Source organism: Marinobacter sp. (genome assembly GCF_052094685.1).
In the GTDB taxonomy this organism is placed as follows: Bacteria; Pseudomonadota; Gammaproteobacteria; order Pseudomonadales; family Oleiphilaceae; genus Marinobacter.
This window is the reverse complement of the sequence record NZ_JBQDKB010000012.1, coordinates 37,800-64,550: the sequence shown is the minus strand read 5'-3', so window position 1 is coordinate 64,550 and position 26,751 is coordinate 37,800. Positions and strand designations below refer to the sequence as shown.

Genomic DNA, 26,751 nt, shown 5'->3' with positions numbered 1-26,751 from the left:
ACCCCAACGTGTGGCTTGACATGACCGAAAGGCCCGAGTGTCGAAACCGTCGGGCCTTAGGGAATCAGGTCAGGCTATGCGTGCCTGTCCATGATCGTTTTTGTCCATGATCGTTATGAAAGCCACCTATGCCAAAAACAACAAAGGCCCGGGGGTCGAAACCGCAGGGCCTTTGGAAATCAGGTCAGGCTAAGCTGTGCCTGTCCTTAGTCATAGCCATGAATATTACGGAAGCTACGCATCCGGACTTTTAAGGGCTGAGCTGTGACTCAAAGATTCACAAACTGTCCATCAGCTCAAGTTCACGACGGCTGACAACCACTCGGGGCAAAACTGTCTTTCCAGCCATCGGTCGGCTCATCAGTTATATAGCAACTCCATTCGCCACTGGCCGAACGCGACCAATTAATTTTTGCGTTTCTGACCACGGCATTTGCACTTCCTCCAAGCTGGGCAACCAGCACTACGGCCGGACCGGCAGGGTTGGTAATTGTAAATCCAGCAGCATCGGCAGCATCAGTGCCAACTCCAACTAGATCTGAGCTTTCAACATTGAAGCCTACGTAACCGTCGCCCCCTGTAGTTGCTGATAGCGTAACACCTCGGTTGAGCAGTTCCTCAGCCGAGGTACGAACTGATGATATCTCCGCCACAACTCTGCTAACCTGAGAGCGAGCCGTATAATCCTGATACTGCGGAATAGCGATTGCAGCCAAAATACCAATGATCGCAACAACGATCATCAGCTCGATCAATGTGAAACCCGCCTGGGCGTGATTGATTTTCATGTTCTTCATATTCGACCTCTGCATTTGTCGTTAAGAAACTCTAAATGGCCCGGGGCCGGTGGAGCTTTGCCCCGTAACCGGTATTTTGAGCCTGAAGATTACCAAGCATCGCCCGTGCCAAGTTATGGCTGCAGAAGGCTACGCGATATTAATCAATCACCTAGATCTACATTTCATTTCCAACGCGACATGTCTTCGAAATAAACTTAGAGCCGCACTCTGTCATTCGGTGACAATATTTGTCACTCGCCCCTTATTGTCACATCCAGCTATACCCAGAAACCCAACTCGAGTTGGCAACTGCAATTCGGCCACACACCTTTCCAAACCCAGACCAGCCATCTAAACTCTCTGCAACCGACGAAATACCCTTTTCAATCACTTAGGCAGCAGTCTTTACTCAGTTTATGGCTACCAACAAAAGCAACATCACCCTAACCGGCCTGGCCCGGCGCTTTGTAGAGGACGGCCTCCTTGATGAAGCAACCGCCAAGGATGCCTTCATTCAAGCATCCCAAAACCGCATTCCGCTGATCACGTACCTCACTCAGAACAAACTGGCAGACAGCTCTCGGCTGGCTTTTTCTGCGGCGATGGAGTTTGGGGTATCCGTTCTGGATCTCTCATCCTTTCTGCCAGAAATGATGCCAGAGGGCGTGGTAGACGATAAGTTGGTGCGAAAACACAACGCACTCCCTCTTTACAAGCGTGGCAATCGCCTTTTTATTGCAGTGTCGGACCCTACAAACATTCAGGCGTTGGACGAGATCAAGTTCAACACCGGCCTGAGTACCGATGCGATTCTGGTAGACGATGCCAAGCTGCGGGAAGCCATCGACAAATACTTGGAATCCCAAGACTCCTCCATGGGTGATCTGGACGATGCAGATTTGGAGGGCGTGGAGACGGAAAGCGGCGACCAAGACGATGACAGCGCGGTTGCTCCAAATGAGGTAGACGACGCGCCCATCGTAAAATATGTGAACAAAATGCTGCTGGACGCCATTCGCGGCGGCGCTTCGGATGTTCACTTCGAGCCTTACGAAAAAACCTACCGGGTACGTTACAGAACAGATGGCATTCTTAAGGAGATGTCGCGGCCTTCCATTAAGCTGGCGCCGAAGATCTCTGCCCGGGTAAAGATTATGGCGCAACTGGACATCTCGGAACGCCGGGTGCCCCAGGATGGCCGGATTAAGATGAAGCTGTCTAAAACCAAGGCCATTGATTTCCGGGTGAACACCCTGCCTACGCTTTGGGGCGAGAAGATTGTGCTGCGGATTCTGGACCCCAGCCAGGCCAAGCTTGGCATCGACGCACTAGGCTATGAAGAAGACCAGAAGAAGCTGTACATGGATGCGCTGGCGCAGCCACAGGGCATGATTTTGGTTACCGGCCCTACGGGTTCTGGTAAAACGGTATCGCTATACACTGGCCTGAATATCCTTAACACGGCGGATATCAACATCTCCACGGCGGAAGACCCGGCGGAGATTAACCTGGAAGGCATTAACCAGGTTAACGTGAACAACCGGGTTGGCCTGGGCTTTGCCGAAGCGCTTCGGGCGTTTCTGCGACAGGACCCGGATGTGATCATGGTGGGTGAGATTCGGGATCTTGAAACAGCCAATATTGCCATCAAGGCCGCCCAAACCGGGCACTTGGTTCTGTCTACCCTGCACACCAACAGCGCTGCAGAAACCCTTACCCGTATGATGAACATGGGCGTGCCGGCGTTTAATATTGCAACGTCGGTAAGTTTGATTGTGGCCCAGCGATTGGGCAGGCGCTTGTGCAGTGCGTGCAAACAGCCGGGAGATGTCCCAAAAGACGTGCTTTTGACCGAGGGGTTCACACAGGAACAAATTGATACAGGGTTCAAGTTGTACCACCCCAAGGGCTGTGATAAATGCAATGGTGGATATAAAGGCCGCGTTGGTATTTACGAGGTGGTCAAGGTTACTGAAACGCTGGCAAGCATGATTATGGAAGAAGCCAGCTCCATCAAAATTGCAAAGCAGGCTGAGGCCGAAGGCTTCCGGAACTTGCGCCATTCCGCACTTCTTAAAGTGATGGAAGGCGTAACGAGCCTTGAGGAAGCCAACCGCGTGACGAAGGATTAAGCATGGCAGAGAAAGCGCAAAAGCTGGAATCGTATATTTGGGAAGGTAAAGACCGTAAAGGCAATAAATCCAAGGGCGAGCTTAATGGGTCTAGCCTGGCCTTGGTTAAAGCCCAGCTACGTAAACAAGGTGTTATTCCAGACAAAGTGAAGAAGAAGCCTAAGCCTTTGTTTGGTGGTGGCAGTAAGAAAATCACGCCCTTTGATATTGCTATGCTCACCCGCCAGCTGGCAACAATGATGAAAGCGGGTGTGCCATTGGTTCAGAGTTTCGACATAGTTTCTGACGGCCTTGCGAACAAAGGCTTGCAGGAATTGGTGATGTCTATCCGGAATGATATTGCCTCAGGCACCAGCTTTGCGGGCGCCCTGCGAAAGCATCCCAAACACTTTGATAACCTGTACTGCAACCTGGTGGATTCTGGCGAGAAGGCCGGTGCGCTTGAGACGATGCTGGACAGAATTGCTACCTATCTTGAAAAAACCGAGCTTCTGAAGAAAAAAGTAAAAAAGGCGATGACCTACCCGATTGCCGTTGTTGCAGTCGCGATTGTGGTTACTGCCATTCTTTTGGTGAAGGTTGTTCCACAGTTTGAGAGCCTGTTCCAGGGTTTTGGGGCAGAGCTTCCTGTATTTACCCAAATGGTTGTTAGGCTATCTGACTGGATGCAGTCTTGGTGGTTTGTGGTGCTCCTAGGCATTGTGGGTACGATCTTCTTGTTCAAAGAAGCCAAGCGCCGGTCACAGAAGTTCTCGGACTTTGTAGATAAATACGTGCTTAAACTGCCTGTTGTGGGTGAAATTCTCGATAAATCGGCGGTGGCCAAGTTCGGGCGGGTTTTGTCTACCACCTTTGCGGCGGGTGTTCCGCTTGTGGATGCGCTGGATTCGGTGGCGGGTGCTACGGGTAATGCGGTTTACCGGGATGCCATTCAGCGTATTAAGAACGATGTTTCTAGCGGTACTCAGTTGCAGGCCTCTATGCGGCAGCAGGATGTGTTTCCGGTGATGGCAGTGCAGTTGACGGCCATTGGTGAGGAATCCGGCAACCTGGATGAAATGCTGGAGAAGGTAGCTGTGCACTATGAGGCGGTGGTTGATGACATGGTGGATAACCTGACTGCGCTGATGGAGCCGATGATTATGGCTGTGCTGGGTGTACTGGTGGGTGGTTTGATTATTGCTATGTATCTGCCGATCTTTCAGATGGGGCAGGTTGTTTAGACAGGCATTCGGGTTTCTACAGGCCCGCCTCCCCCTCTCCCGCTGGGGGAGAGGGGAGTATAGATAAAAAAGAATCACTTAGAGTTTTTGAATGGCTACATTAGATATCTTCCTTTCGACCCCCTGGCTTTTTTACCTCACCATTACACTTGTCTCTCTCTGCATTGGCAGCTTTATCAATGTGGTGATTCTTCGTTTGCCAAAGATGATGCATCAGGATTGGCGTTGCCAGTGTGAGGCGTTTTTGGAAGTTGCGCAGGACAAACGTAAGCAGGAGGAAGCAGTAACGCTTTCCAGCCCTGCTTCCACCTGCCCTACCTGCGGTCATAAAATTCGGGCTTGGGAGAATATTCCCGTTCTCAGCTACCTATTTCTTGGTGGAAAGTGTAGCGGCTGCAACACGCACATTTCTATTCGCTACCCGCTTATAGAGGCGGTAACGGCTTTGTTTTCGGTAATCACTGTGGTGATTGGTGGCCCTTCCGAATCGACCTTGTTGGCGCTCTTGCTGGTTTGGGCGCTGATTGCGCTTACGGTGATCGATTTCGACACGCAGCTATTGCCAGACAGCATTACCCTGCCCTTGATGTGGCTTGGGCTGTTGTTGAGCTATTTCGGCTATCTGGGCGATTTTAACAGCGCGTTTGCCGGGGCAGTTTTTGGTTATCTTTCTTTGTGGTCTGTGTACTGGCTGTTCAAGCTGGCGACGGGCAAAGAAGGTATGGGCCATGGTGATTTCAAGCTGCTGGCTGCTTTGGGTGCCTGGCTTGGGTGGGAGTTGCTGCCTGCGGTTATTTTGCTGTCCTCTGTTGTGGGGGCCGTGGTGGGTATCAGCCTAATGGTCTTCAAAAAGCACGGGCGGGAGGTGCCGATTCCGTTTGGGCCTTACCTTGCCGCTGCCGGGTTGCTTTGTTTGTGGTTTGGGATTGAAATTCAGGCGTTTTGGTATGGGCTGTTGGGAGTTTGACAGGTTTGGCTGATCAGGTGGTTATAGGTTTAACAGGCGGAATCGGGTCGGGCAAATCCACGGTTGCACGGCAGTTCGGCAGCTTGGGCGTGCATTGGGTGGACGCAGACGATGTGGCCCGTGAGGTGGTGGAGCCGGGCACGCCGGCGCTGGCCGCGATTGCTGATCATTTTGGAAAAGACATTCTCACGAATGGCGGGGCGTTGAACCGGGCAAGCCTTCGGCAAATTGTGTTTGAGCAGCCAGAGCAGCGGGTGTGGCTGGAAAGCCTGTTGCACCCGATTATCCGTGAGGAGATCGTTCGCCAGCTTCACCCGCACGATTATACGTTGCCCTATGTTTTGCTGGTGTCTCCCCTGCTGCTAGAAACCGACCAGCACCAACTGGCAGAACGGGTGCTGGTAGTGGATGTGCCGGTGGATGTTCAGGTAGCGCGCACCATGGCGCGAGATACCAATTCCCGCGAACAGGTAGAGCGTATTATTGCTGCTCAAATGCCCCGGGAACAGCGACTTGCCCGGGCAGATGCCGTGATTGATAACAGCCAGCCCTCAGATAGGGTTTTAACCGAGGTTTGCACGTTACATGAAGTGTTCATGGTGGACTTTGGTTAAGCCGCTCTACCTTAGGTATGGCTGCAGGAACGGCCTCGCATTTACTTGGATCATTACAAGCTCTCTCTTCGGAATCAGTTCTAACAGTTATGGTATGGACCCGGTGTTTGAGGTTGAGGAGCATTCCCTGTCAGACACGCTAGTGCCTGAAACGCTGCCGCTGTCGTTCTATACGTTTGATCCAGACGAGCACTGGGCAGAACCACGAGAGTCCTATTGGCTGAGCTTCAGCAACTTCATTTTGCGCCAAGAGCGTATTCAGGGGCCAAAGGTTCAGGCCCTTGGGCAGTGGGCGGATCGGACTCTCTCCGGCGAGGCCCATAACCTCCCCAATAACGAGAGCTATTTGCGCGTTGGCTTCGCGACTGAATCTGAGTATGGCGACCCTGCCCAGTTTGAGCCAGAAGTGCGGTTTCGGCTGGATATCCCCACCACCAAACGCAAACTGCGCCTGGTTATCGAAAGCGAAAGTGATGAACTGATTCCCTTGGCAGAACGCCAGCGCGACCGGCAGCTAACGGAGCCCGAACGTACAGACACTCAAACAACCGGTGCTTTTCGGTATATTTCGCAAATCGGCGATGCCATCAATCTATCCAATGACATAGGCGCCCGCCTGCACCTTCCTCCGGACGCTTTCTGGCGGACGACAGCGGAGAAACGCTGGAAAGCTAGCGCCAGCTGGGCCATGCGTGCGCAGCAGCGGCTTTATTATTATCACAAGGATGGCTGGGGTGCCCGAACCTGGTTCAGTGCCAGCCGGTATGTGGGTAATGGGTGGCGGTTCTGGTCTTCCTCGGAGCTGGAGTGGGTACACAGTGACAAACAATTTGAGGCCGCGCAGATTTTCGGTACCGACAAGCGCCTCAACAATCGCTCCACCCTCACTCCGCGTATTGGTGTTCTTGGTGAGAGCCAGCCCGGCTGGCGCACCAGGTCGGCATTTGCCGACCTTACCTGGCGCTACAGGCTGCACAGTGACTGGTTGTTTGCTGAGGTGATTCCTGCGCTAACCTTCCCCAGGGAAAAAAGCTTTAAAGACCAGGCTTCGATGCTTTTTCGTGTAGAAATGTTTTTTTCCGGTAGGATTAACCCGGACTTTTAGCACTCATACACGCATACCGTAAATTAAGGCCTATGCCCAGACATCATTCTATTCCTGCCGCAGATGCTTTGGCTCTGTCACCCATTGCTATTACCCGATCCTGCTTTAAGGACAAATTCGGCGTGCCACGGCAGCCGGGGCTCACCCGGCATGCCAGGGCCGATCTTATTATTCAGTCGCCTTACAATCGGGAAGATGCTTTCCGGGGTTTGGAAACGGCCAGTCACCTGTGGCTGATCTTTCAGTTTCACGAAGCCGTGCGGGCACAATGGCGGCCGGTTGTTCGGCCACCTCGTTTGGGCGGCAACCAAAAAATGGGCGTATTTGCCAGCCGTTCCCCGTTTCGCCCCAACAGTCTTGGGTTGTCTGTGGTTCGCAATGAAGGACTTGTGCGCAAAGAGGGCCAACTGGCCCTGCAGATTAGCGACCACGACCTGATTGATGGCACGCCGATTCTGGATATCAAACCTTACCTGCCATTTTCCGACTCCGTCCCCGATGCAGCTCTGGGCTGGGCCGAAACCGCGCCCACTGAACGCCTAGAGGTTATCTTTCTGCCAGAGGCTGAAGCGCAGCTGGCTAGCCTGCCACCAGAACAATACCCAGATCTGAAACTCTTGATTACCGATGTGGTGAGTTACGACCCTCGCCCCTCATTCCGGCGGGGCCGTGATGAAGAGCGCATTTACGGCGTTCACCTCTATGATCTGAATGTGCGTTTCCAATTTGTAAACGATGATTCAAGGAAACGTGTCGAAGTGCTGACGGTCTGTTAGACTTCCGTCTGATGAATTTGTAGTCGACACAGGGAATTTGTGCCTTGCCTTCAAACCGGTTTCTCACGCGTGTGGGTATTCGGCCGCTCGCGATGCGGCTGCTTGTCTACGTGTTGCTGTTCAGTCTGGTAATCTCTCTGGTAGCCACCGGCGTGCAGATGATCGGTGAGTTTGAGCGCCGCAAATCAGATCTTCAGGAAACCCAACAAAGAGCTGCGGGGCTGGTCTCCGGTGGCATGAGCAACAACATCTGGCTGATGAACTTCAGCGAGGTAGCCAATAGCCTGGATGACATGCGCACAGTGAAGGCGATTCAGTACGCCCGAGTTGTGACCTCTACCGGCGAACAGTTCAGCACCGGTAGCTATCCGGAAGGCCGGGTTATTTCACAGACCTTCCCACTGGTGTTCAACCGTTCCACCTACCGCGACCCGGAAAACATGGGCAGCCTAACCATTACCTCGTCGATTGAGCAGGTGTATTCAGAGCTTCGCAATGGCGCCCTGATCAACCTGTTGTTCCAGTCGATTATGGTGATGCTGGGCACGCTGGGGCTGATGGTGATTGTTCGCCTTACACTCTCACGCCACCTGGAATCCATGGCTGATTACGCCGCGCGGCTGAACCTGGACGCACTGGTGGATCCGTTGCAGCTAAAGCGCAAAGCACCCAAAACCCCCGATGAGTTGTCAGAGCTTGAGCAGGCTCTTAATAAAATGCGCTTACAGATACTGGAAGATACTCGCTCGCTGCGGCAGACCACCATTCAGTCACAAGGTGAGCGAGATGAAGCGATACGGGCCAATCGCGCTAAAAATCAGTTTTTGGCCAACGTAAGCCATGAGCTGCGCACCCCTCTGCAATCGGTTCTTGGCTACGCGAACCTGCTTACCGACACGCCGCTGGATCAAGAGCAACGGGAATACGTGCACACCCTTCTTAGCGCCTCAGAGGGTCTCTCGTCCATCATCAACGACCTGCTGGACATCTCCAGCATGGAAGCGCAAAAGCTGGTGCTTGAACATATTCCTTTCGACCTGCGGGAAACCCTGAATGATCTGGTGCACATGCTGGGCGGGCGTGCCCGGGAAAAAGGCCTGGCACTGGAATTACGTATTGATGAGGAGCTGCCTTGGGCCCTGCGGGGGGACCCTGTGCGGATCCGCCAGGTGCTGCTTAACCTGGTATCCAACGCCATCAAATTTACCGATTCCGGGCATGTGCTGATCAGCATTGAAGTGCTCGGGCGCCGGGATGAAAAGGTTCGCCTGCGTTTGGCAGTGGAAGATACGGGCATTGGCATCAACCCGGAAGATATTCCTCTGGTGTATGAACCCTACGTACAGCTGGGCCAGAGATTTCAGCGCCAACTGCCCGGGGCTGGGCTGGGGCTGACCATTTGCCGCCAGCTCGTCAATTTGATGCAGGGCTCGCTGGATGTGGAAAGCCGGCCCGGTGAAGGTTCTACTTTTTGGGTTGAGCTAACGCTTCCCACGGCTCCGGAAAGCACATCGCGAGTGCGCCCGGATGCGCGCATGGTGACGGGCAAGCGGGTATTGGTAGCGGATTCCTATGAGCTGTCCCGCAAGATTACGCTGGAAATGCTGTCGCGCCACAAGGTTCACATTGAGGCGGTTAAATCGGCTGGCGAAGCGCTCACGTCATTACGCTTGGCGTTTGACAGCAATGAGCCGTTTGACTCCATCATTCTCGACGGCTTTTTACCAGACATGGACAGTGATTTGTTGTGCCGCCAGGTTCGTGGCAACCCATTATGGGCGGACATGCGCCTTCTTATCCTCTCGTCCAACCCTCAGCGTGGCGATGCAGAACACTTTCGCCAGGCCGGCGCCGATGCGTTTCTCAGTAAATCCCTGAGGGAGTCCTGCCTTACCCCTATTTTGAACCAGCTCTTTGAGGACGCCAAAAAGGACGATCGGCGCTTTCTCACACGGTTTTCTCTGCAGACCACCGGCGACACGGAGAAACGCCGCGAGCTTACTTCTCGGCGCATGAAAGTGCTGCTGGTAGAAGATAACCCTGTAAACCGCACGCTAACCCGCAGGTTGCTGGAGAAACTGGGATGCGATGTGATGACCGCCAATGATGGCGAGGCGGCTGCCAGCCTGTGGCAGTGGCATCCGTTTGATCTCATTTTTATGGACTGCGTGATGCCTAAAGTTGATGGCTTTGAAGCCACCCGGCGCCTTCGCGCATGGGAAGCCACTCACAGGCGCTCGCGGGTACCTGTGGTGGCGCTTACCGCCAGCGCTATGGAAGAAGATGAAGAGCGTTGTCGCCGTGCCGGCATGGATTCTTTTGTGGCCAAGCCTGTCAATATTGAAATGCTACGGGCTGTTCTGGAACAATACGCCCACGGCACTCCCGCAAAAGCTCCTGTTTAACGATTTTAAAGGTTCACATGAACGTAGAATGCCCCACCTGTAAGAAATCCGTGGAATGGACAGACACCAATCCTTGGCGTCCTTTCTGCTCAGACCGCTGTAAGCTGATTGATCTTGGTGCTTGGGCCAACGAGGAATATCGGGTTCCGGCGGAGAATGCGTCGCCAGACGATCTTGATCAAGGCGGCGAAACAACACAGCACTGACTCTGTGGGTATATCGGCATGGTTTTATCCACAATCTTACAGCGGCCTTACACGCTTGTAAGTTGTGGTACCCCCTAATAGCCCGTTAACATCCGCCTCATTATTAGCACCGCAATCAAGAAGGTAAAACAATGAAAGCATCCCGTATTTCCGTTTTGGTTCTTTCTCTGGCTGCTGCTCCAGTGTTCGCAAGCGACTTAGACTTGAGCCTGACCAACGATTCTGTAAAGGGCCAGGTAAACTTCTTCGGAAACAACAACGATCTTCAGTTGGGTGCCGGTTATACCTACCATGAAGGCAGCCGTCATATTGGCAACGTGGATTTTCACGCTCAGGGCCGCACTGCACTGGGTAATCTGCCCACTACCGCCGGCATCGGTGTGCGCGCCATCGGCTATGAGCAAGACCATTTTGACGGCGGCGCAGTGGGGCTGGGCGGCTTTGCAACCGTGAACATTCCTCGCGCGCCAGGCCTGTCATTCACCGGTGGCCTACACTACGCACCAAGCATTCTTTCATTTGGTGATTCTGACGATATGACCAGCGTTGAGCTGCGCGCCAACTACCGGGTTATTCGCAATGCTGAGGTGTTTGCCGGCTACCGGTACCTGAATACTGAGCTGGATGGCCGCTCCAGCGCAGATGTTAATCTGGATGAAGGTGTTATGGCGGGCATGAAGATTTTCTTCTAATCCCGTTCGATTTTCCGAAACGGGCGCGTTTTCTTAAGGCGCCCGTTTCGTGCCCTTCCTCACGCTTTACCAAAACCCGCACTGCTAGACTGGCCTCCGATACCTTCAACTCGGTTTTACCGACGTTTTAGCACGGACGGACATACATGCGACTGAATCTTGGGTTACTTCTCTTCTCCAGTATTGCGCTGATCACCGCCTGCGGAAGTGGCGAGGATGCCATTGACGGTGCCCGCAACCAAACCAACAGCTTTGCCGACAGCAAAAACCCAGTGGATGATTTCAGCCCGGGCAGTACCGGCGATTCCGGTAGCAACGGCGGGCTTGCGGCCAATGAAGTCCGTATTACCATGGAAGTTCCCGGCAACCTGGCGCCAAGCGGCGAGCTAACGCGGCGCAACCTTCGCATTGTTGAGCCAGACACCATCCGTGTTTATCAAACAGACAGAAGCCTGCAAAACCTGGGCACCCCGGCATTGACCACCCGCAAAGACGATAACGGATTTACCCTGGTTGAATTTCAACAGGGGTTGCCCCTGGCGCCAAATGTGATTATTGAGGCCCAGTATGGCAACGCCACTATGCGGGCATTGGCAGCCGATGCAGACCAGGATATTAAGATTAATCCGTTTTCTGAGTACCTGGTGCGCAACACCCTTGCGCAGTATACCCCCGGCGAGTATCAGCGCATTCTGGATTGTGTTAAAGAAACCAATAACGCTCTTTGTCTCAACAAATACGTTTGGCCCACCCTCGCCGACCAGGTACACGATTTCGAGATTGATATTCCAACCAACGCCAGTGTTGCCAGCGCTCTGAAGATACTTTCCCAACGTGAGGATTTTGCCAGCTATGTAGCCTCAATGGCGGGCTACGCTCTGCTCGACGACCAATCCTCGGGGAACATCTCAGCCAATTCGGCAGACTACAACTCGGTGTTTTTGGGCGTGGAACTGGGGCAGACATTTCTGGAAAACAGCTTTACCGGATCTGGCCAATGGGGCGTACGGTTAGGGCGCGAAGAGCAAACAGGCACCCGTGATCAGCCAGCCTATCGATACCCGGGGCTAACACTCGCCAGCTTTGATATTTTCAACATCATGGTGACCTCTCTTGCGACACAGATTCCTTACGACCGCAAAACGCTGATTCACAAGCGAGGCAATGATTTCTTTACCCGGGATGAAGATACCTGGGCTCTGAACACGCACTCTTCCTCACCTGGTGCCGCCACGCTGGATGATAACGCTCGTTTACTGGCGGGGCGCGCGCTTTATCAAAGCATTACCGGGAGAAATAGCGCCAGAACCATTGGCTGGACTCGTAACCCCTACTTCTTGAATGCCTATACGGGAGGAGCCGGCGACGCCAATCAGGGCCCAGATCGAGCGCTAGCTGGCTATTTCAGTGCCGGCAAAGCCATTGAGCTGGAACCGGAAAAGGGCAAGCTCACGCGGAAAGAGACACTGGAAGCTCATTACCTCTCAGCGCTGGAGCTTAACCTGCTGCGTGAAGAGGGTTTCGATGCAGGCGTTCTGAATGGTCGTGATTACAATACGGTCTACCTCGCCACACGGTTTGCGGAAACTGCGACACCGATGCAGGTTGAGGCAGGATCTGGCGACTGGCAGATACGCTCAGGTTCCACCAACAGCGCTATTACCCAGGCCCAGACATTTACCACTTTGAGCCGCGACAGTTCAGGCGCCGTTTCTGTGAGCAATGGGGGCAACCGCTCTGACAGCTGGATTATAACCCCTCGCACGGCTCTCCTAAGCTCGGGGAACAAAAACATTGGCCGGCTTAATCTAGATGTTGACAGCCCGGCTGGGCCATTTAGCCAACCAGATCTAGGCACCGGCGCCAGTGTGCCAAATGGCTCGCTACTGGCTTTTAATCTGGCCAACGCTGGCTCCTCAAGCGGTATCATTGGTGATGGCTTGCTCATTGCTGCAGAGAAAGCCCCTTTTGGGGCTCCAAGCTCCGGACGCTATAGGGTTCAAGGCTTTGTTCTGGGTATGGAAGATGGTTTCAACCGGCTTGTTCATCTAGACAACGGCGTTTTGGAACTCTCGGGCAGTACGGCGAGCCTTGCCAGCGATACGCTAGAGGTACTCCATGCCGTTGATAGCGAAACCGTCGCTCCGCCAGAGTTGGGCCAAGTGGCTGCAAACCTGACATACACTGATAACGGCGATGGGCAGGTTGGTTTCAGCACCGGAAACCTGTCACTGAAAGGCTTTGTAACAGCCGATCAAAGCCAGTTTTTCCTCAAATACCAGGAGGTGCTGAACGGTGAAGAACGGCTGGGGCTTTTGATTGCAACTCAACTGCCATAACCCGTAAGGCAATCCTTCTCGTACAACCTGTTATAATCATGAACACATCGCCCGAATGTATAGGCTTTCCGGGCACTTCTACAGGTAGTGATGAGAGGTTTTATGTGTGTTGCAATGCGCTCGCTGATGCTGGTTGTTCCCCTGGTTGCGTTCGCCATTGGGGGTGGGCTTTACGAGCCCCCAGAACGCCTGGCTGGTGACAACAACTCCGGCTCTGAACCCGCGCTAAGCTCACTACCACCCTTGCCCGCATGGGCACGGGAGGCTCTGCCAGATTTCTCGGGCTACGGAGATACCACTGAAAAGAAAGCAGCTTTCTTCTCATTTCTCTACCCCCGCATTGTGCTTGCCAATTCCCGCATTCTGATTGAACGGGGTTATCTTGATAGCCTTACCGAAAAAGACACATTATCGAAGCAGGAACACACCTGGCTGGCGGCTCAATCCAAGCGTTTGCGTGTGGATGAGGAACCGGGCAGCCCTGGGCAGTTTGCGCTTCTGGAAAAGCGTTTAGACGTTATCCCGCCCTCTCTAATTATGGCCCAAGCCGCCAACGAGTCGGCCTGGGGAACCTCGCGCTTCGCCACTCGAGGCAACAACCTGTTTGGCCAATGGTGCTTCACCAAAGGCTGCGGCCTGGTGCCCCAGAGCCGCGTTGAGGGAGCCAGTCATGAAGTGGCGGCGTTCCCGTCACCCTATCACTCTGTTCGGGCCTATATACAGAACCTGAACCGGCACGGCAGTTACAAGGTTCTGCGCAACACTCGCCTGGATGACCGAGAAGCAGGCGATCCATTGTCTGGCCTCTCTCTTGCCCGCGGCCTTATCAGTTATTCAGAGCGCGGCGAAGAATATGTTGATGAAATTCGATCAATGATCCGCTATAACAATCTGGCGTTCTACGACACTGAATTTCGGGACATTCTGAGCGACCTCAGCCCCTCGCATCTGAAAAGTCTTGCATCAGCAAGCGCCGAGCAGACTTTACTCCCCGGCCAAAGCGAGAGCACTGCCACTGAAGGCTGACTGCCGATTAACCTACTGATAATCAGAGATTTTTCCGTATGTTTGATTTTCTGCCTGCGCCGCTGAAGGGGACCCTGGCGGCTCTGCTTGTGGTACTTAATACCCTTGTACTTTTCCCATTCCTGATACTGTTTGCACTACTCAAGCTAATGCTTCCTTTTACCCCTGTTAGAAAGGGTTGCACAGTGGTACTAAACACCATCGCCCGGGTGTGGATAGGGTTCAACAACCAGGTGATGGACACCTTGCACAGGCTCGAGTGGGATGTGCGGGGCGCAGAACACCTCAGCCGCGAACATTGGTATTTCGTTACCTGCAACCACCAGAGCTGGGCCGACATACCTGCCATACAATACGTACTCAACAGCAGAATCCCCCTGCTCAAATTCTTCCTGAAACAGCAGCTTATCTGGGTTCCGTTGCTAGGCGTTGCTTGGTGGGCGCTAGACTTTCCGTTTATGCATCGCCACACCAAGGAGCAGATTGCCAAAAAGCCAGAGCTGAAGGGGAAAGATGTGGCTGCAACCCAGGCTGCGTGTGAAAAGTTCCGCTACACACCGGTAACCATCTTCAATTTTATGGAAGGCACCCGCTTCACTCCAGCTAAGCACGCACGCCAGAACTCCCCTTACAGGCACCTGCTGAAGCCCCGAGCGGGCGGCACTGCGTTTGTTCTTGGCGCCATGGGCGAAATGCTGCATACCATGCTGGATGTTACGATTGTGTACCCTGGAAAGCACTCTGTGGGTATCTGGGATTATCTGTGCGGGCGTGTCCGTAGAATTGTGATTGATATCCGGGTGCGGGAAATTCCGCCGCAATTTCTGGGAATGGATTACGAAAACAACCGAGAAACCCGGGTAGCATTTCAGCGTTGGGTAAGCGAGCTTTGGGCTGAGAAAGACGCCCGCATCGAAGCCATTAAAAACGAAGATTAAAAGCAGGTTTAACCTGCTTTGCCTCAACGCCTGCCGCTACAGCAGCCCTAGCTCCCGGGCGCGAACAATCGCCTGGGTACGGGAGCGCACCTCTAGCTTGGCATTTATACGCCGGGCGTGGGTTTTAACCGTATGCAGTGAGATATGGAGCTGGTCCGCAATCGCTTGGTTCGACAGCCCTTTGGCGATCAGTTCCAACACGCTTTGCTCGCGATCGCTGATTGGCTCGGCCAGTGTGGCGGGCAAGACCTTCCCGGTTATGCCGAAAAGCTGACCCAAGGCCGACCGAAATGGCGTGTCGGGAAGTTGACCGTATGCCCTTTCCATTAGTTCTCCAAGCTCAAGCTTCAGTTCGGCAAACGGGCTGATGAAGTGCTCTTTTTCTGCTTCGGCTACCACGGCCAAGAGCTTTTTCTGAGCGGCCACCACGCCTTTGTCTTCGCTGACAAGTATGGCATCTAATAACCTCATATGGAGATCCACGCCCCAAGGAATGGCCTCACCATAGCGCCTACGGGAGTTTGCGAGGGTTTCTCTGGCCCTTACGGTTTCACCCCGGGCGAGATCCAGGCGAACCTGAAGGCAATCCAACAACCCAGGCATCATTGGAAATAGCTCTGGCACACAGCCGGCTTCCCGGTATGGCTGCAGTCTTGCAAGAGACTGGGCAACATTCTCAAGCTGATTTTGGGCCAGCCAGCAGCTGGCTTTCAGCGCTTCCAGCACGGGCACATAGAGGGATTCATCCACTTGCCAGGTGTGCATGGTGCGCTCCGCTCTTCCTACCCAAACAAAGGCGTCTTCCAGGCGGCCTTGAGAGCGACACATCAATACCCTAATGGACATGGCCAACAACAAGCCCAAATCACGAGCCTGCTCCGCATGACGGCCACAGCTCACTAACAATCGATCTGCCTCGGCATAGCGCCCCTGGTGCCAGAGTACCAACACCAGGTTCAACTGAAGCCGTGTTTCCCCTATGCGGGCGGGGCGAGCCAATTCTTGTATAACGGTATCCAAGCCGGTTCGTAGAAGCTGCTCTGCATGTTTGAGTGCACCCTTGCCTAGCTCTATCCGGGCATGGGCATACACTGCTAGCGCTTCTGAACCTGAATCGCCCGCCTCTCTCGCCAAGCGAGAGGCTGCGCGATTGGCGTCCCGGGCTTCCGGGAAACGTCCGGACGCACACAGTGCGCTGGCACGAACCATTTGGGTAATAAGCTGACCCTGGGGTGAAAACTCGCCGCCGGCCAGGGCTCGATCGGCCATATCCAGTGCTGGCAAGACATGCCCTTCTCCGCGCAAAATAAACGCTCTGAGGGCACAAATACGCGCCTCGTACTCTTGGAACTCTTCATCCTTCATGCCATCAATCAGCGCCAGCGCCTGCCGAAACTGACCACCAATGGCATGCACCCAGCTGTAAACAATCCTTAACCTGGGGCTGCGCTCAAGGAGCTGTGCCGGAAGGCTTTTGCGCAAGCGCAGCAATGAGGCAGTATCTTGCCCAAGCAACAACGCCTCGGAGCCCTCAGAAGCAATTCGGATAACTTCTTCTGTGTCGCCCGCAAGCAATGAGTATTTCAGCGCTTCAGGAAACTGATTACGGCTGCCAAACCACCGACTGGCTGCAAGCATTCGATCGGTATAGCTAGCCATTACGGGTGTTCTCAGCCACTCCATCAATAACGGGTTTAGCCGGTACCAGCGGCCCCAACCCGGCATGACTTTTATGGGCAACCCTCGCTCACAGGCTTCAGATGGCAGCAGAATGCCGTCTGGAACCAAGGACTCAAGTGCAAGAAGCAACTCATCGGAGCACAACCCAACCTCCGAGGTGGCTCTCAAAGAACGCACCTGACCGGGCGTAAGGCTGCCCAATACAGACTCTTTTAGAAATCGTTCCACGCCGGGGGTTTCTGAAACAGCGTGCCTGTCAGAGCTTTGCAGAATATCTCGTCTATAGAGTGCAAGCGGCGTTGGCCAGCCTTCCGTGAGATCGTATAGATGATCAATAGCCACGGTGGTTAACTGTTGATCGCTCAAAACATCCCGGAAAAACTCAAAGGTTTCACTACGACTAAACTCAAGCTTCTCGGTGCCTATGCGGGTAAACCGGTTTTCCAGCTCCAGAGCGTGGGTTTCATAAGGCAACGCTTGCCTTGAAAGCATCGCCACCGAGAAATGGGACGGGATATCTGCCACCAACTGTTGTAGCAGAGCTATAACAGCTGGGTTTGTGATGTGGTGAAGGCCGTCCAGAACCAGAATAGCTTTGCGCTCTGTCGCTGTCTTTTTCAAAGCAAGGAGCATGATTGCCAGGGCATCAAGGAATGTGGCGCCGCCCTGCAGGCTGCTTTCGCACGATTCTGGAATATCCAGCGCTACAGAAAGCAGGCTGAGAAAACGGGTGGGCGCGTTATCTTGGGAGCTAAGCTGCAGCCAACGGACACTTTCTTCACCGATTCCTGCCGCGCGAACCCCCATCGCCACCGCATGGGACTTTCCATAGCCGCAAGGCGCGTCGACAAAAAGCACACCGCGGGGAGTTAATGCATCAATAATCAAAGCGTCCAGGTGCGGACGCGCCAACGAGTGTGCCGGCACAGCCGGGGCTTGCAGCCTCTGCTTGAGCAGATCCTTTACAAGCTCGCCCCGTTGGAGCCCGCTGTTTGCAGACTGAAACTCGTCATTGGCTGCATAGCCATCATAAAATGATTTCACACGCTGCCCTGTATCGGATACGCCTTTAGTATTACAGGGAGGTTAAACTAATTGAGGGGCTGGCTGCAAAGTTTTGACGTGAAAGGTATTTATTCAGTGACGGTTTCTTATCACAGAAACAAAAACGGCGGGCCGAAGCCCGCCGTGTCTGAAAGATTTATCTACCCGTTAACGGGTGCCCGCACGGCGCAAGGCCGCCGGCGTGTAATCTCTGGATTGGCGCTGAACGCCAAACTGATACGGATCTTTTTCTTCGTTGGTCAAGCCTAGAACCAAGTAGCGACCAGACAGCAGGTCGTACAGGGTTTCAACCGCATACCAAGGAACAACTTGGTCGTAAAACTCCATCGCGTGAGCTTCTGCTACACGCCAAAGCTCACCACGGCCATCGTAATGGTCAACGATCGACGCCTGCCAGGTGTCTTCATCAATATAGAAATCACGCTGAGCATAGATGTGACGCTCGCCTTCTTTCAAGGTTGCGCGCACGTGCCACACACGGTGAAGCTCGTAACGGGTCAAATCCTGGTTGATGTGTCCCGCCTTGACGATTTGGTCGTAGCTCAAATCGCGGTCGACCAGCTTGTAGGAGTTGTACGGAATGTACATTTCCTTCTTGCCAATCAGCTCCCAGTTGTAACGATCGGGTGCGCCGTTGAACATATCGAAGTTGTCAGACGTACGCATACCATCGGCCGCTGTACCCGGCCCGTCATAGGCTACCTGAGGTGCACGACGAACACGGCGCTGACCGGCATTGTATACCCAAGCACGACGAGGCTCTGCTACCTGATCAATAGTCTCGTGAACCAGCAGTACGTTACCAGCCAACCGCGCCGGGGCCGTAATTGCCTGCTTGAAGTAGAACAGTACGTTGGCATCTTCGCCCGGTTTGTAATCCGTGAGGTAGCTTCTCCAAGTCAGTTCATCCTGGAACTTAACAATAGAATAGGCGCCACTCGCGGTAGGCGTTGCCTGCCCAACGTTACGCTGAACCGAACCACCACGATAACGGGTAATGTGGTTCCAGATAGCTTCGAGACCGTTCTGCGGAATAGGGAAAGGCGTCGCGTTCTGATAATTGCCCAGACCGTTGCCGTTCTTGATCAGTTCTGTTTTGGTCGCGTTCTCGACCGTCTCGTCCATGATGCCTTGCGGGTAGGCACCCGTACGATGGGTTTCATACACCGGCAGAACGTAATCCGGGTATTGCTTGATCATCGCAACCTGTCCCGGAGACAGTTTATCTTCGTACTCCGCTAAGTTGCTTTGGTTGATCGTGAATTTTGGTGACTCGTTCGGGAACGGGTTTACATAGATACCGTCGCCCTTATAGCCAGCTGGCGGCGTGGTCAGGCCGCCGGTCCACGCGGGGATCGCACCACCATTACCAGCCTGCTCTGCGCCCATGGGCGTTAGGGAATCACCCAGCTTGGCCGCTTCTTCGGCAGAAACTGCTCCCCAGGCATGGCCTGTAAAGAGACTCGCCGTCAGTATGCCTGTGGCCAGTAGTTTCTTGTTTAGTTTCATTTAAATTACCTCGTTAAACGAATTCTTGGCGGTTCAGAATGAGTAAGAAACGCTGGCACTCACAAAATCGCGGTCTGTCAGCTCATTATATTTGCCGCCGAAAAAGTTTGTGTAGCCAATGTTGCCGGTAATTTTGTTCTGATAAACACCTTGCAAGGAGATACCAATGGCCTTGTTGCCTTCATTGAAATTACCGCCAGGCTGCGGGCTGTAGCCCTCGACATCGTGGCTCCAAGCCAACTGAGGTGACAGGTTGATGCCCGCAATAGCGTTTGGATAGCTCCATACTAAACGGGAACGATAACCCCAAGAGAAATCTGTGGTAAAGCCCTCGTTGGTGCAGTAGTTGTCATTGATGTTTACGGCGAGACAAGCATCAACAATGTTTCCATTTGCGTCCTCTGTTGGCACAGTGCCAAGGCCATATGTGCCTGAGCGGCCATAACGGGCTTCATCTAGGCTTGGAAGGTCGTGGACATAGGTTGCACCAAACTCTGTAATCAGAGACACCCGGCTGGCGCCCATTATCTGATCGAAGAACTTGATTAACGTAAATTGAGCTTGAGACACGCCGAAGCGGTCGTTACCCGATACCTTGTCACCGGGATTAAGAGCGCCAAGCTCTTTAAGACGCTGCTGTTCGAGCTTACTTATTGGCGTGCCATCTACTGGATTAAGCTGCCCGGTTCCGCCATAGATCAGCTCAAAGGCGTTCCACTGTAAAGGCACGTTATCTCGGAAGGAATACTCAGCACCCAAAGACCAACCGCCCGGCGTATTGGTATTTACGCTAATGCCGTAGAGATTAATATTCTCTGGATATTCAATGAAGTACGAGGGAAACTGTCCACCAGCCTCTTTCACCGTTCCACTCACGTAGGGCAAACGGCTGTTGTACTGCATATAATAGAAACCAAACTCAGAATCATTCAGGGCTGGCACGTACCAACGCATAGCCACACCGAACTGATCCCTCGCGTCAGCTTCCTGATCCCCAAGGCGAGGTATTACGAAGCCCTGCGCCAGCGCTTGCGAATCCGGCAGCTGACCGGCTGCAAGAATATCGCCGCAACCATCTGAGGTGAAATCGTTAGTAGAGAAGAAGGTACCACAATCATCTGGGCGAACCGGCTCCCAGTCTGTTTGTACGAACGCTTCAAGAGTAATGTTCTCCGTCACACCCGCCGACATATAGAGCATCTCAACAGGCAGAAGCGCATCTTTCAATTCAGAACCAGGCGCGCGAAACGCAGGAACGTCAATTGGGTTGATGGTGTTTATCCCACCCTGAATAAAAGTACTCTCACCCCAGCTCAGCACCTGTTTGCCGTACCGGACACTTAGGGGAACATCTCCCAAATACCAGTCGGTGAATACGTAAGCATCAAGAATTTCACCGCCGGAGGCATTGTCTTTTGCCCTGCTGTTCAGGGAGCGACGCTGGCCTACATCGTCCACCGCACGGCGCTCATCTTTAAGCTCGAAATCGTACCAGTAACGGCCACGAACCAGAGCGCCAACCCGAGTGAGATAGTCGCCGTTAAGGTCATAGTTCAGGAACAGCTCACTGTTGCCCTTGACGATTTTGGAGTAGGTGTCACCTTTATCAAAGTTAAGGTTGCCGTCGTCATAGTTATTTGTTGAGGAGCCGATATTTTCATTCGTCCCACCCGGAGCGTAGCTCGGGCCAAGGTTGCCCTGGGCTATCAAACCCTTATCCTGATTTTGCGTACGCCAACCGACGCCTGCAGACAGCGTGGTGTTAAACTGGGCTTCCACATCCCCGACGTAAAATGAATATGCAGACGCTTGGCCAGACATGCCAGCTGCCACGGCCACAGCAAGCGGTATTCTTGTCCAACGCTGCCATTGATGGGTTTTTCTTGTCATTGGAAGGCTACTCCATTGTTGTTCTGAGTCGTTATTCTGAGTCGCTGCTCTGATTATTGGTATTCACGAATATGTTGGAGGCTTCATGCACAGTGCTCGTGATGTAGGCACTATAGCTAACGCTGTCTAGGGCTTTGATCAGTCAAAAGTATGATTTTGCTCTCACTACCCGCTCACAGCCCGTTCAGAACCCCGATCGATGCCGGGTTTACCCGCACGGCTTAACTATAGACAACTATTCTGGATGCAACCACTTTGCTTTTGATGGTTTTTTGCCGTTTCTAGGCTTTGTGTGGGGCTTCTAGATATTCCTGGGACTGCATTTCCAGAAGACGAGATTCGGTGCGCTCAAACTCAAAACTCAGGCGCCCGCCAGAGTAAAGCTCAGTGATGGGCGCTGCGGCCGAGATGATGACTTTCACGTTGCGGTCATAGAATTCATCAATCATGTTCACGAACCGGCGGGATTGATCGTCTTTGTCGCCGCCCAGCACAGGCACATTACTCACGATAATGGCGTGGAACTGACGGGCCATTTCGATGTAGTCGTTCTGGCTGCGAGGGCCGTCGCACACATCGGTGAAATCGAACCAAACCACGTCATCGGCGTGGGCCTGTGCAGGAATTTTGCGACCATTAATTTCCATGGATTTGCTGTGCTTGCCCGCTTCAACTGCCAGAGCATCGAAGCTGCTACGCAGACTGGCTTCTGCCTTTTCACCTAGTGGAGAGTGGTAAAGCTCGGCCTGTTCAAGGGTTCGCAAGCGATAGTCGACGCCACCGTCTACGTTCACCACGTCGGTGTATTTGTTTACAAGCGCGATGGCTGGCAAGAAGCGCGCCCGTTGAAGACCATCCTTATAGAGACCATTAGGTATAATGTTGGACGTGCAAACCAGGGTAACGCCGCGCTTGAACAATCCGTCCATCAGGGTTGCAAGGATCATGGCATCGCCAATATCCGACACAAAAAATTCGTCGAAGCAGATCACCCGGGTTTCTTTGGCGAATTTTTTTGCCACTAAATCCAGTGGGTTTTTTTCACCTTTGAACGTTCTCAGCTCTTGGTGTACCCGCTGCATAAATCGGTGAAAATGCACACGCATTTTGCGTTTAAATGGCAGCGACTCGAAAAAAGTGTCCATCAGGTAGGTTTTGCCTCGGCCGACACCGCCCCAAAAATATAGGCCTTTAACGGGTTCTTCCCTGCCCTTTTTTAACTTACGCCGCAATTTGGTCATTGCTTTGCCGCGTTCACTTTCCGCCTCCACCAGTTTATCGTAGAGTGTCTGAAGTCGCTGCACCGCATCGACCTGGGCGGGGTCCTTATGAAAGTCCGGGCGCTCAAGATCTTCTTGGTAGCGCTGCCAGGGGGTCTGGTTCGCAGTGGTTTCAGAAGGTATAGAAGCTGTCATCAGGAAATCCCGGGGTCTATTCGTTGATTTTGGGCGGCGTATTATCACGTATTTACGGTTTTTTCGCCATGCGCCGAGGCCGCTGGGCAATAAGACGATTGGCGCAGCATTCAGGCATGGGCTGACGAGGCTACGGGCGTTATACTATTCAATATGGCTTGGCTCATTTTTTAGGCAACAGGACGACACAGCATATGACAAACCTGATTTTGGCAGCGATTGCCGCACTCATTATTGGCATTGCCATCGGGGCATTCTTTGGCCGCTCTGGACAGGGGTCTTCCCTGCGGCAGCGCCGCGCGGAGCAGCAGTCTGAGGAAGTACGCAACGAATACCTACGTTATCAGGCCCAAGTGAATGAGCATTTTATGGAGTCGGCCCATTTGCTGCGCCGGTTTAATGATGCTTACCGCGATGTGAACCAGCACATGGCTCGTGGAGCGAATCGCTTGTGCAATGACGAGGAGTGGTTGGCCGAACTGGCTGAGGAAACGTCCAGCAAGCGCCTTGAAGAGGTAAGCAGCGATGGCGCTGAGCCGCCCCGGGATTATGCCCCGAAGACTTCTGGTACTCTTTCTGAAGACTTCGGGCTCAAAAAAGGCGATAAAGCCGCCGAGGCATGATCAGACTGGATTATCGCAATCGATAAACCGGTGGCTTACACCAAATTGGTTTTCTAACGCAGCGCCCAGAGCCTTTACGCCATACCGTTCGGTTGCGTGATGGCCTGCGGCGTAATAGTGGATACCGCACTCTCTGGCCGTGTGTGTGGTTGGTTCGGAGATTTCGCCGCTGATGTAGGCGTCGAGGCCTGCATCAATTGCTGTGTTGATAAACCCTTGCGCTGCGCCTGTGCACCACCCTACCCGCTTGATTTCAGCTTTGCCGTCGCCAACTCTTAACGGTTCACGGTGGAGGGCTCTGGCAATGTGCAGGCCGAACTTTTCCGGGCTCATCGCTTCGGGAAGCTCTCCTTCCCAAACCAAACCGTTTAACGGACGTGGGTTCTCGATACCGAGAATGTCCGCTAGCTGGCGATTATTGCCGTATTCGGGATGGTCATCTAGTGGCAGATGGTGAGCAACCAGGTTGATGTCGTTATCCAGCAACCGTTTCAGACGATCACGTTTCATACCCTGGATACGCTGATCCTCACCTTTCCAAAAGTAACCATGGTGAACTATCAGCATGTCGGCGTTTGCGGCAATGGCGGCTTCGATTAATGCCCGAGACGCTGTTACACCAGTGACAATGGTATTTACATCACTCTTGCCTTCAACTTGCAGACCATTAGGACAATAGTCCTGAAAATTTTCAGGCTGTAGCCACTCGTTAATCTTCGCAAGAATGTTGTCTCGGTTTGCCATATCTTTTCCTCCAGATGCCTATATCACCGAAAGCTAAGCGAGCGGGGCGCGAAGGCCCGAAATCAACGCGTCGTTCTGCTCGGGAGTACCAATGGTAATCCTCAAAAAATCGCTGATTCTTGGCTTGTTGAAGTGGCGAACAATAATGCCCTGCTCTCTTAATTCTTTCGCCAGGCTCTCACCAGGCTTCTCTTTATGACGAGCAAAAATGAAGTTAGCTTTGGATGGCAGCACTTCAAAACCAAGCTCACTCAAAGCACCAGCCACACGCTCTCGCTCGGAAATAACTCCCGCACAAGACTTCTGGAACCAAGCCTCATCTTCATAGGCCGCTTTTGCGCCAGCCTGTGCAAGCCTGTCCAAAGGGTAGCTATTGAAGCTGTCTTTAACCCGATTGAGACCGTCGATCAGGTCAGTATGACCGATGGCGAAGCCGACACGAAGGCCTGCCAATGAACGGGCTTTTGAGAGCGTTTGGCAAACCAACAGGTTGGGATACTGATCAACAAGTTTGATGGCAGTTTCGCCGCCGAAGTCGATATAGGCTTCGTCTACAACAACAACGCGCTCCGGGTTCGCCTGAAGAATTTCCTCTACGTGCTCAAGCCCAAGGTAGCGGCCCGTTGGCGCGTTAGGGTTGGGAAAGATAATTCCGCCGTTGGGTTGCCTGTAGTCTTCGGGGTTGATTTCGAAGCTGCCTGTTAGGGGTACCGCTTTGCCTTCTATGCTGTAGAGGCCGCAGTACACCGGGTAGAAACTGTAGGTTACGTCTGGGTAGAGGATCGGCTGACCGTGCTGGAACAGGGCGTGGAATATGTGCGCCAGCACTTCGTCTGAGCCGTTGCCCAGGAATACCTGTTGTGATTTTACGCTGTGATAGCTGGCAATAGTCTGCCGCAGGCTTTCGCCTTCCGGATCTGGGTAGAGGCGGAGGCTGTCGTTGAGTTCGGCCTGTATGGCTTCGATGACTTTTGGCGAGGGGCCGTATGGGTTTTCGTTGGTGTTCAACTTAACCAGGTTAGCCATTTTGGGTTGTTCGCCGGGCACGTAAGGAACCAGACTGCTGACCAAAGGACTCCAGAATTTACTCATTTTTTGCTCCGATGGGACGGAAGTTGGGGCGTAGTATCCTCCGGGAACCGCTACGAGCACATCCATGTGCGCTTGTCTCCGGCCGTCCATGGCCTCCGACATTCCCGGAGGATACTACGCCCCAACTTCCTGCAGACTGTGGTGATATATTCATCGCATTCTGATCAGAGCTCGGGGGCAGGTACAACGCAGCGCCGGGAGCTGACCAGGCAAAAACCGAAAACTAATCGTTTTTAATCCGATATTCCGCTGACCTCGCGTGGGCAGTCAGCCCCTCACCTCTTGCCAGCACCGATGCAACCCGCCCCATCCGATCCGCGCCTTCTGCGCTGAAACCAATAATGGAGGAGCGCTTTTGGAAATCGTAAACGCCCAACGGCGATGAGAACCGAGCTGTGCCACTGGTAGGCAGCACGTGGTTTGGGCCAGCGCAGTAGTCGCCTAACGCTTCGGCTGTGTAGCGGCCCATGAAGATAGCGCCGGCGTGGCGAACTTCTTCCAGCAGGGTTTCCGGTTCTTCTACGGACAACTCCAGGTGCTCAGGCGCAATACGGTTTGAGACCTTCGCCGCTTCACTAAGATCGGCAACATGAACCAAGGCTGCACGGTCGGTCATAGACGTGCGAATAATGTCGGCACGCTCCATGGTAGGCAGTAGCTTGTTGATACTGGCTTCTACAGCGTCCAGAAAGCTTGCATCTGGACTGATCAGAATGGACTGGGCTTGTTCGTCGTGTTCAGCTTGGGAGAACAAGTCCATGGCGATCCAATCCGGGTTGGTTTTGCCGTCACAGATCACTAGAATTTCTGAGGGACCGGCGATCATGTCTATGCCAACAGTGCCGAAGACTTCGCGCTTAGCGGTGGCAACGAAGATATTACCGGGGCCGACGATTTTATCCACGGCCGGAATGGTCTCTGTGCCATAAGCCAAAGCGCCGACGGCCTGAGCGCCACCTACGGTGAATACGCGATCGACGCCCGCTATCGCAGCGGCAGCCAATACCAAATCATTCACCACACCATCTGGAGTGGGAACCACCATGATAATTTCGCCCACTCCGGCCACTTTCGCCGGAATAGCGTTCATCAAAACGGAGGACGGATAAGCAGCTTTGCCGCCGGGCACATACAAGCCAGCACGATCCAGCGGCGTTACTTTTTGGCCCAGCACGGTGCCGTCTTCGTCCTGATATTGCCAGGATTTCTGATTCTGCCGCTCGTGGTAATCCCTAACCCGCTCCGCAGCCTGCTCCAACGCCACGCGCTGATCATGAGGAATGGCCTCCAAAGCTTGCTGCAATCGGCTCTGGCTCATTTCCAGCTCTGCAACGCTGGCAACCTTCAGCCGATCAAACTTTTCCGTGAATTCCAGAACGGCTTGATCACCGCGGGTTTTGACTTCATGCAGGATATGGCGCACTGACTCGTTCACCTGATGATCAACACTGTCGTCCCAAGCCAGCAGCTTGGCCAACTCACTGTCAAAGTCAGGTTGGGATGCGTTCAATCGCCTGATGTTAACGGTCAT

The 26,751-nt window shown here is 53.4% G+C and carries 21 protein-coding genes; 13 read left to right on the top strand and 8 right to left on the bottom strand.

The annotated features are described in order from the left end of the window. Nucleotides 1-302: 302 nt before the first annotated feature. The gene (locus ACTH3S_RS04475) at nucleotides 303-797 is read right to left on the bottom strand and encodes a pilin (protein WP_441807825.1); all 495 of its coding nucleotides are present in this window, start codon (nucleotides 795-797) and stop codon (nucleotides 303-305) included. A 398-nt stretch (nucleotides 798-1,195) separates the two neighbouring features. Here ACTH3S_RS04475 and pilB point away from each other — a divergent pair, with 398 nt between their 5' ends. From pilB to ACTH3S_RS04415, 12 genes are all read left to right on the top strand, one after another. Beyond that, nucleotides 1,196-2,911 carry a type IV-A pilus assembly ATPase PilB gene (gene pilB / locus ACTH3S_RS04470; RefSeq protein ID WP_441807824.1) on the top strand — a complete coding sequence of 572 codons (1,716 nt, stop codon included), beginning with the start codon at nucleotides 1,196-1,198 and terminating at the stop codon, nucleotides 2,909-2,911. A 2-nt stretch (nucleotides 2,912-2,913) separates the two neighbouring features. Next, nucleotides 2,914-4,134, top strand: coding sequence for a type II secretion system F family protein (locus ACTH3S_RS04465; RefSeq protein ID WP_441807823.1), 1,221 nt, complete (start codon nucleotides 2,914-2,916; stop codon nucleotides 4,132-4,134). A 91-nt stretch (nucleotides 4,135-4,225) separates the two neighbouring features. After that, a complete protein-coding gene (locus ACTH3S_RS04460; protein ID WP_441807822.1) occupies nucleotides 4,226-5,101 on the top strand; it encodes a prepilin peptidase in 876 nt (291 codons plus the stop codon). 5 nt (nucleotides 5,102-5,106) lie between these two features. Further along, entirely contained in the window at nucleotides 5,107-5,715 is a 609-nt protein-coding gene (gene coaE / locus ACTH3S_RS04455) for a dephospho-CoA kinase (RefSeq protein WP_441807821.1), read from the top strand. Between the two features lie 94 nt (nucleotides 5,716-5,809). Beyond that, nucleotides 5,810-6,820 (top strand): hypothetical protein, encoded by a 1,011-nt coding sequence (locus ACTH3S_RS04450; RefSeq protein WP_441807820.1) that lies wholly within the window; start codon nucleotides 5,810-5,812, stop codon nucleotides 6,818-6,820. A 32-nt stretch (nucleotides 6,821-6,852) separates the two neighbouring features. Beyond that, on the top strand, nucleotides 6,853-7,596 hold the full coding sequence (gene tsaA / locus ACTH3S_RS04445; RefSeq protein ID WP_441807819.1) for a tRNA (N6-threonylcarbamoyladenosine(37)-N6)-methyltransferase TrmO: 744 nt from the start codon (nucleotides 6,853-6,855) through the stop codon (nucleotides 7,594-7,596). 92 nt (nucleotides 7,597-7,688) lie between these two features. Then, nucleotides 7,689-10,001: a response regulator gene (locus tag ACTH3S_RS04440; protein WP_441807818.1), complete on the top strand. Its 2,313-nt coding sequence runs from the start codon at nucleotides 7,689-7,691 to the stop codon at nucleotides 9,999-10,001. A gap of 17 nt (nucleotides 10,002-10,018) precedes the next feature. Then, nucleotides 10,019-10,207, top strand: coding sequence for a DNA gyrase inhibitor YacG (gene yacG / locus ACTH3S_RS04435; protein WP_441807817.1), 189 nt, complete (start codon nucleotides 10,019-10,021; stop codon nucleotides 10,205-10,207). 131 nt (nucleotides 10,208-10,338) lie between these two features. Further along, entirely contained in the window at nucleotides 10,339-10,899 is a 561-nt protein-coding gene (locus ACTH3S_RS04430) for a YfaZ family outer membrane protein (protein WP_441807816.1), read from the top strand. 146 nt (nucleotides 10,900-11,045) lie between these two features. Beyond that, nucleotides 11,046-13,238 carry a hypothetical protein gene (locus ACTH3S_RS04425; protein WP_441807815.1) on the top strand — a complete coding sequence of 731 codons (2,193 nt, stop codon included), beginning with the start codon at nucleotides 11,046-11,048 and terminating at the stop codon, nucleotides 13,236-13,238. 102 nt (nucleotides 13,239-13,340) lie between these two features. Further along, a complete protein-coding gene (locus tag ACTH3S_RS04420) occupies nucleotides 13,341-14,264 on the top strand; it encodes a glucosaminidase domain-containing protein (RefSeq protein ID WP_441807814.1) in 924 nt (307 codons plus the stop codon). Nucleotides 14,265-14,302: 38 nt separating this feature from the next. Continuing rightward, nucleotides 14,303-15,202: an acyltransferase gene (locus tag ACTH3S_RS04415; protein WP_441807813.1), complete on the top strand. Its 900-nt coding sequence runs from the start codon at nucleotides 14,303-14,305 to the stop codon at nucleotides 15,200-15,202. 36 nt (nucleotides 15,203-15,238) lie between these two features. On the opposite strand, the gene ACTH3S_RS04410 is transcribed toward ACTH3S_RS04415, so the two are convergent. The 4 genes from ACTH3S_RS04410 to zapE form a co-directional block, all read right to left on the bottom strand. Next, nucleotides 15,239-17,926 carry a LuxR C-terminal-related transcriptional regulator gene (locus tag ACTH3S_RS04410; protein WP_441807812.1) on the bottom strand — a complete coding sequence of 896 codons (2,688 nt, stop codon included), beginning with the start codon at nucleotides 17,924-17,926 and terminating at the stop codon, nucleotides 15,239-15,241. A 168-nt stretch (nucleotides 17,927-18,094) separates the two neighbouring features. Next, nucleotides 18,095-19,456: a DUF1329 domain-containing protein gene (locus tag ACTH3S_RS04405; protein ID WP_441807811.1), complete on the bottom strand. Its 1,362-nt coding sequence runs from the start codon at nucleotides 19,454-19,456 to the stop codon at nucleotides 18,095-18,097. A 33-nt stretch (nucleotides 19,457-19,489) separates the two neighbouring features. Next, nucleotides 19,490-21,346 (bottom strand): DUF1302 domain-containing protein, encoded by a 1,857-nt coding sequence (locus ACTH3S_RS04400; RefSeq protein ID WP_441807810.1) that lies wholly within the window; start codon nucleotides 21,344-21,346, stop codon nucleotides 19,490-19,492. A 281-nt stretch (nucleotides 21,347-21,627) separates the two neighbouring features. Then, entirely contained in the window at nucleotides 21,628-22,761 is a 1,134-nt protein-coding gene (gene zapE / locus ACTH3S_RS04395) for a cell division protein ZapE (RefSeq protein WP_441807809.1), read from the bottom strand. Between the two features lie 194 nt (nucleotides 22,762-22,955). Here zapE and ACTH3S_RS04390 point away from each other — a divergent pair, with 194 nt between their 5' ends. After that, the gene (locus ACTH3S_RS04390) at nucleotides 22,956-23,384 is read left to right on the top strand and encodes a YhcB family protein (protein ID WP_441807808.1); all 429 of its coding nucleotides are present in this window, start codon (nucleotides 22,956-22,958) and stop codon (nucleotides 23,382-23,384) included. Here ACTH3S_RS04390 and ACTH3S_RS04385 read toward each other — a convergent pair whose 3' ends face one another. The 3 genes from ACTH3S_RS04385 to hisD all read right to left on the bottom strand — a co-directional run. Further along, nucleotides 23,385-24,128 (bottom strand): Nif3-like dinuclear metal center hexameric protein, encoded by a 744-nt coding sequence (locus ACTH3S_RS04385; protein ID WP_441807807.1) that lies wholly within the window; start codon nucleotides 24,126-24,128, stop codon nucleotides 23,385-23,387. Nucleotides 24,129-24,161: 33 nt separating this feature from the next. Continuing rightward, a complete protein-coding gene (gene hisC / locus ACTH3S_RS04380) occupies nucleotides 24,162-25,220 on the bottom strand; it encodes a histidinol-phosphate transaminase (RefSeq protein WP_441807806.1) in 1,059 nt (352 codons plus the stop codon). 223 nt (nucleotides 25,221-25,443) lie between these two features. Beyond that, a partial coding sequence (gene hisD, locus ACTH3S_RS04375; RefSeq protein WP_441807805.1) for a histidinol dehydrogenase occupies nucleotides 25,444-26,751 on the bottom strand: 1,308 nt, incomplete at its 5' end.

Coding starts and splice junctions, on each gene's coding strand:
- ACTH3S_RS04475 (WP_441807825.1), bottom strand. CDS start 797: ATGAAGAACATGAAAATCAATCACGCCCAGGCGGGTTTCACATTGATC.
- pilB (WP_441807824.1), top strand. CDS start 1,196: ATGGCTACCAACAAAAGCAACATCACCCTAACCGGCCTGGCCCGGCGC.
- ACTH3S_RS04465 (WP_441807823.1), top strand. CDS start 2,914: ATGGCAGAGAAAGCGCAAAAGCTGGAATCGTATATTTGGGAAGGTAAA.
- ACTH3S_RS04460 (WP_441807822.1), top strand. CDS start 4,226: ATGGCTACATTAGATATCTTCCTTTCGACCCCCTGGCTTTTTTACCTC.
- ACTH3S_RS04450 (WP_441807820.1), top strand. CDS start 5,810: ATGGACCCGGTGTTTGAGGTTGAGGAGCATTCCCTGTCAGACACGCTA.
- tsaA (WP_441807819.1), top strand. CDS start 6,853: ATGCCCAGACATCATTCTATTCCTGCCGCAGATGCTTTGGCTCTGTCA.
- ACTH3S_RS04440 (WP_441807818.1), top strand. CDS start 7,689: ATGCGGCTGCTTGTCTACGTGTTGCTGTTCAGTCTGGTAATCTCTCTG.
- yacG (WP_441807817.1), top strand. CDS start 10,019: ATGAACGTAGAATGCCCCACCTGTAAGAAATCCGTGGAATGGACAGAC.
- ACTH3S_RS04430 (WP_441807816.1), top strand. CDS start 10,339: ATGAAAGCATCCCGTATTTCCGTTTTGGTTCTTTCTCTGGCTGCTGCT.
- ACTH3S_RS04425 (WP_441807815.1), top strand. CDS start 11,046: ATGCGACTGAATCTTGGGTTACTTCTCTTCTCCAGTATTGCGCTGATC.
- ACTH3S_RS04420 (WP_441807814.1), top strand. CDS start 13,341: ATGTGTGTTGCAATGCGCTCGCTGATGCTGGTTGTTCCCCTGGTTGCG.
- ACTH3S_RS04415 (WP_441807813.1), top strand. CDS start 14,303: ATGTTTGATTTTCTGCCTGCGCCGCTGAAGGGGACCCTGGCGGCTCTG.
- ACTH3S_RS04405 (WP_441807811.1), bottom strand. CDS start 19,456: ATGAAACTAAACAAGAAACTACTGGCCACAGGCATACTGACGGCGAGT.
- ACTH3S_RS04400 (WP_441807810.1), bottom strand. CDS start 21,346: ATGACAAGAAAAACCCATCAATGGCAGCGTTGGACAAGAATACCGCTT.
- zapE (WP_441807809.1), bottom strand. CDS start 22,761: ATGACAGCTTCTATACCTTCTGAAACCACTGCGAACCAGACCCCCTGG.
- ACTH3S_RS04390 (WP_441807808.1), top strand. CDS start 22,956: ATGACAAACCTGATTTTGGCAGCGATTGCCGCACTCATTATTGGCATT.
- ACTH3S_RS04385 (WP_441807807.1), bottom strand. CDS start 24,128: ATGGCAAACCGAGACAACATTCTTGCGAAGATTAACGAGTGGCTACAG.
- hisC (WP_441807806.1), bottom strand. CDS start 25,220: ATGAGTAAATTCTGGAGTCCTTTGGTCAGCAGTCTGGTTCCTTACGTG.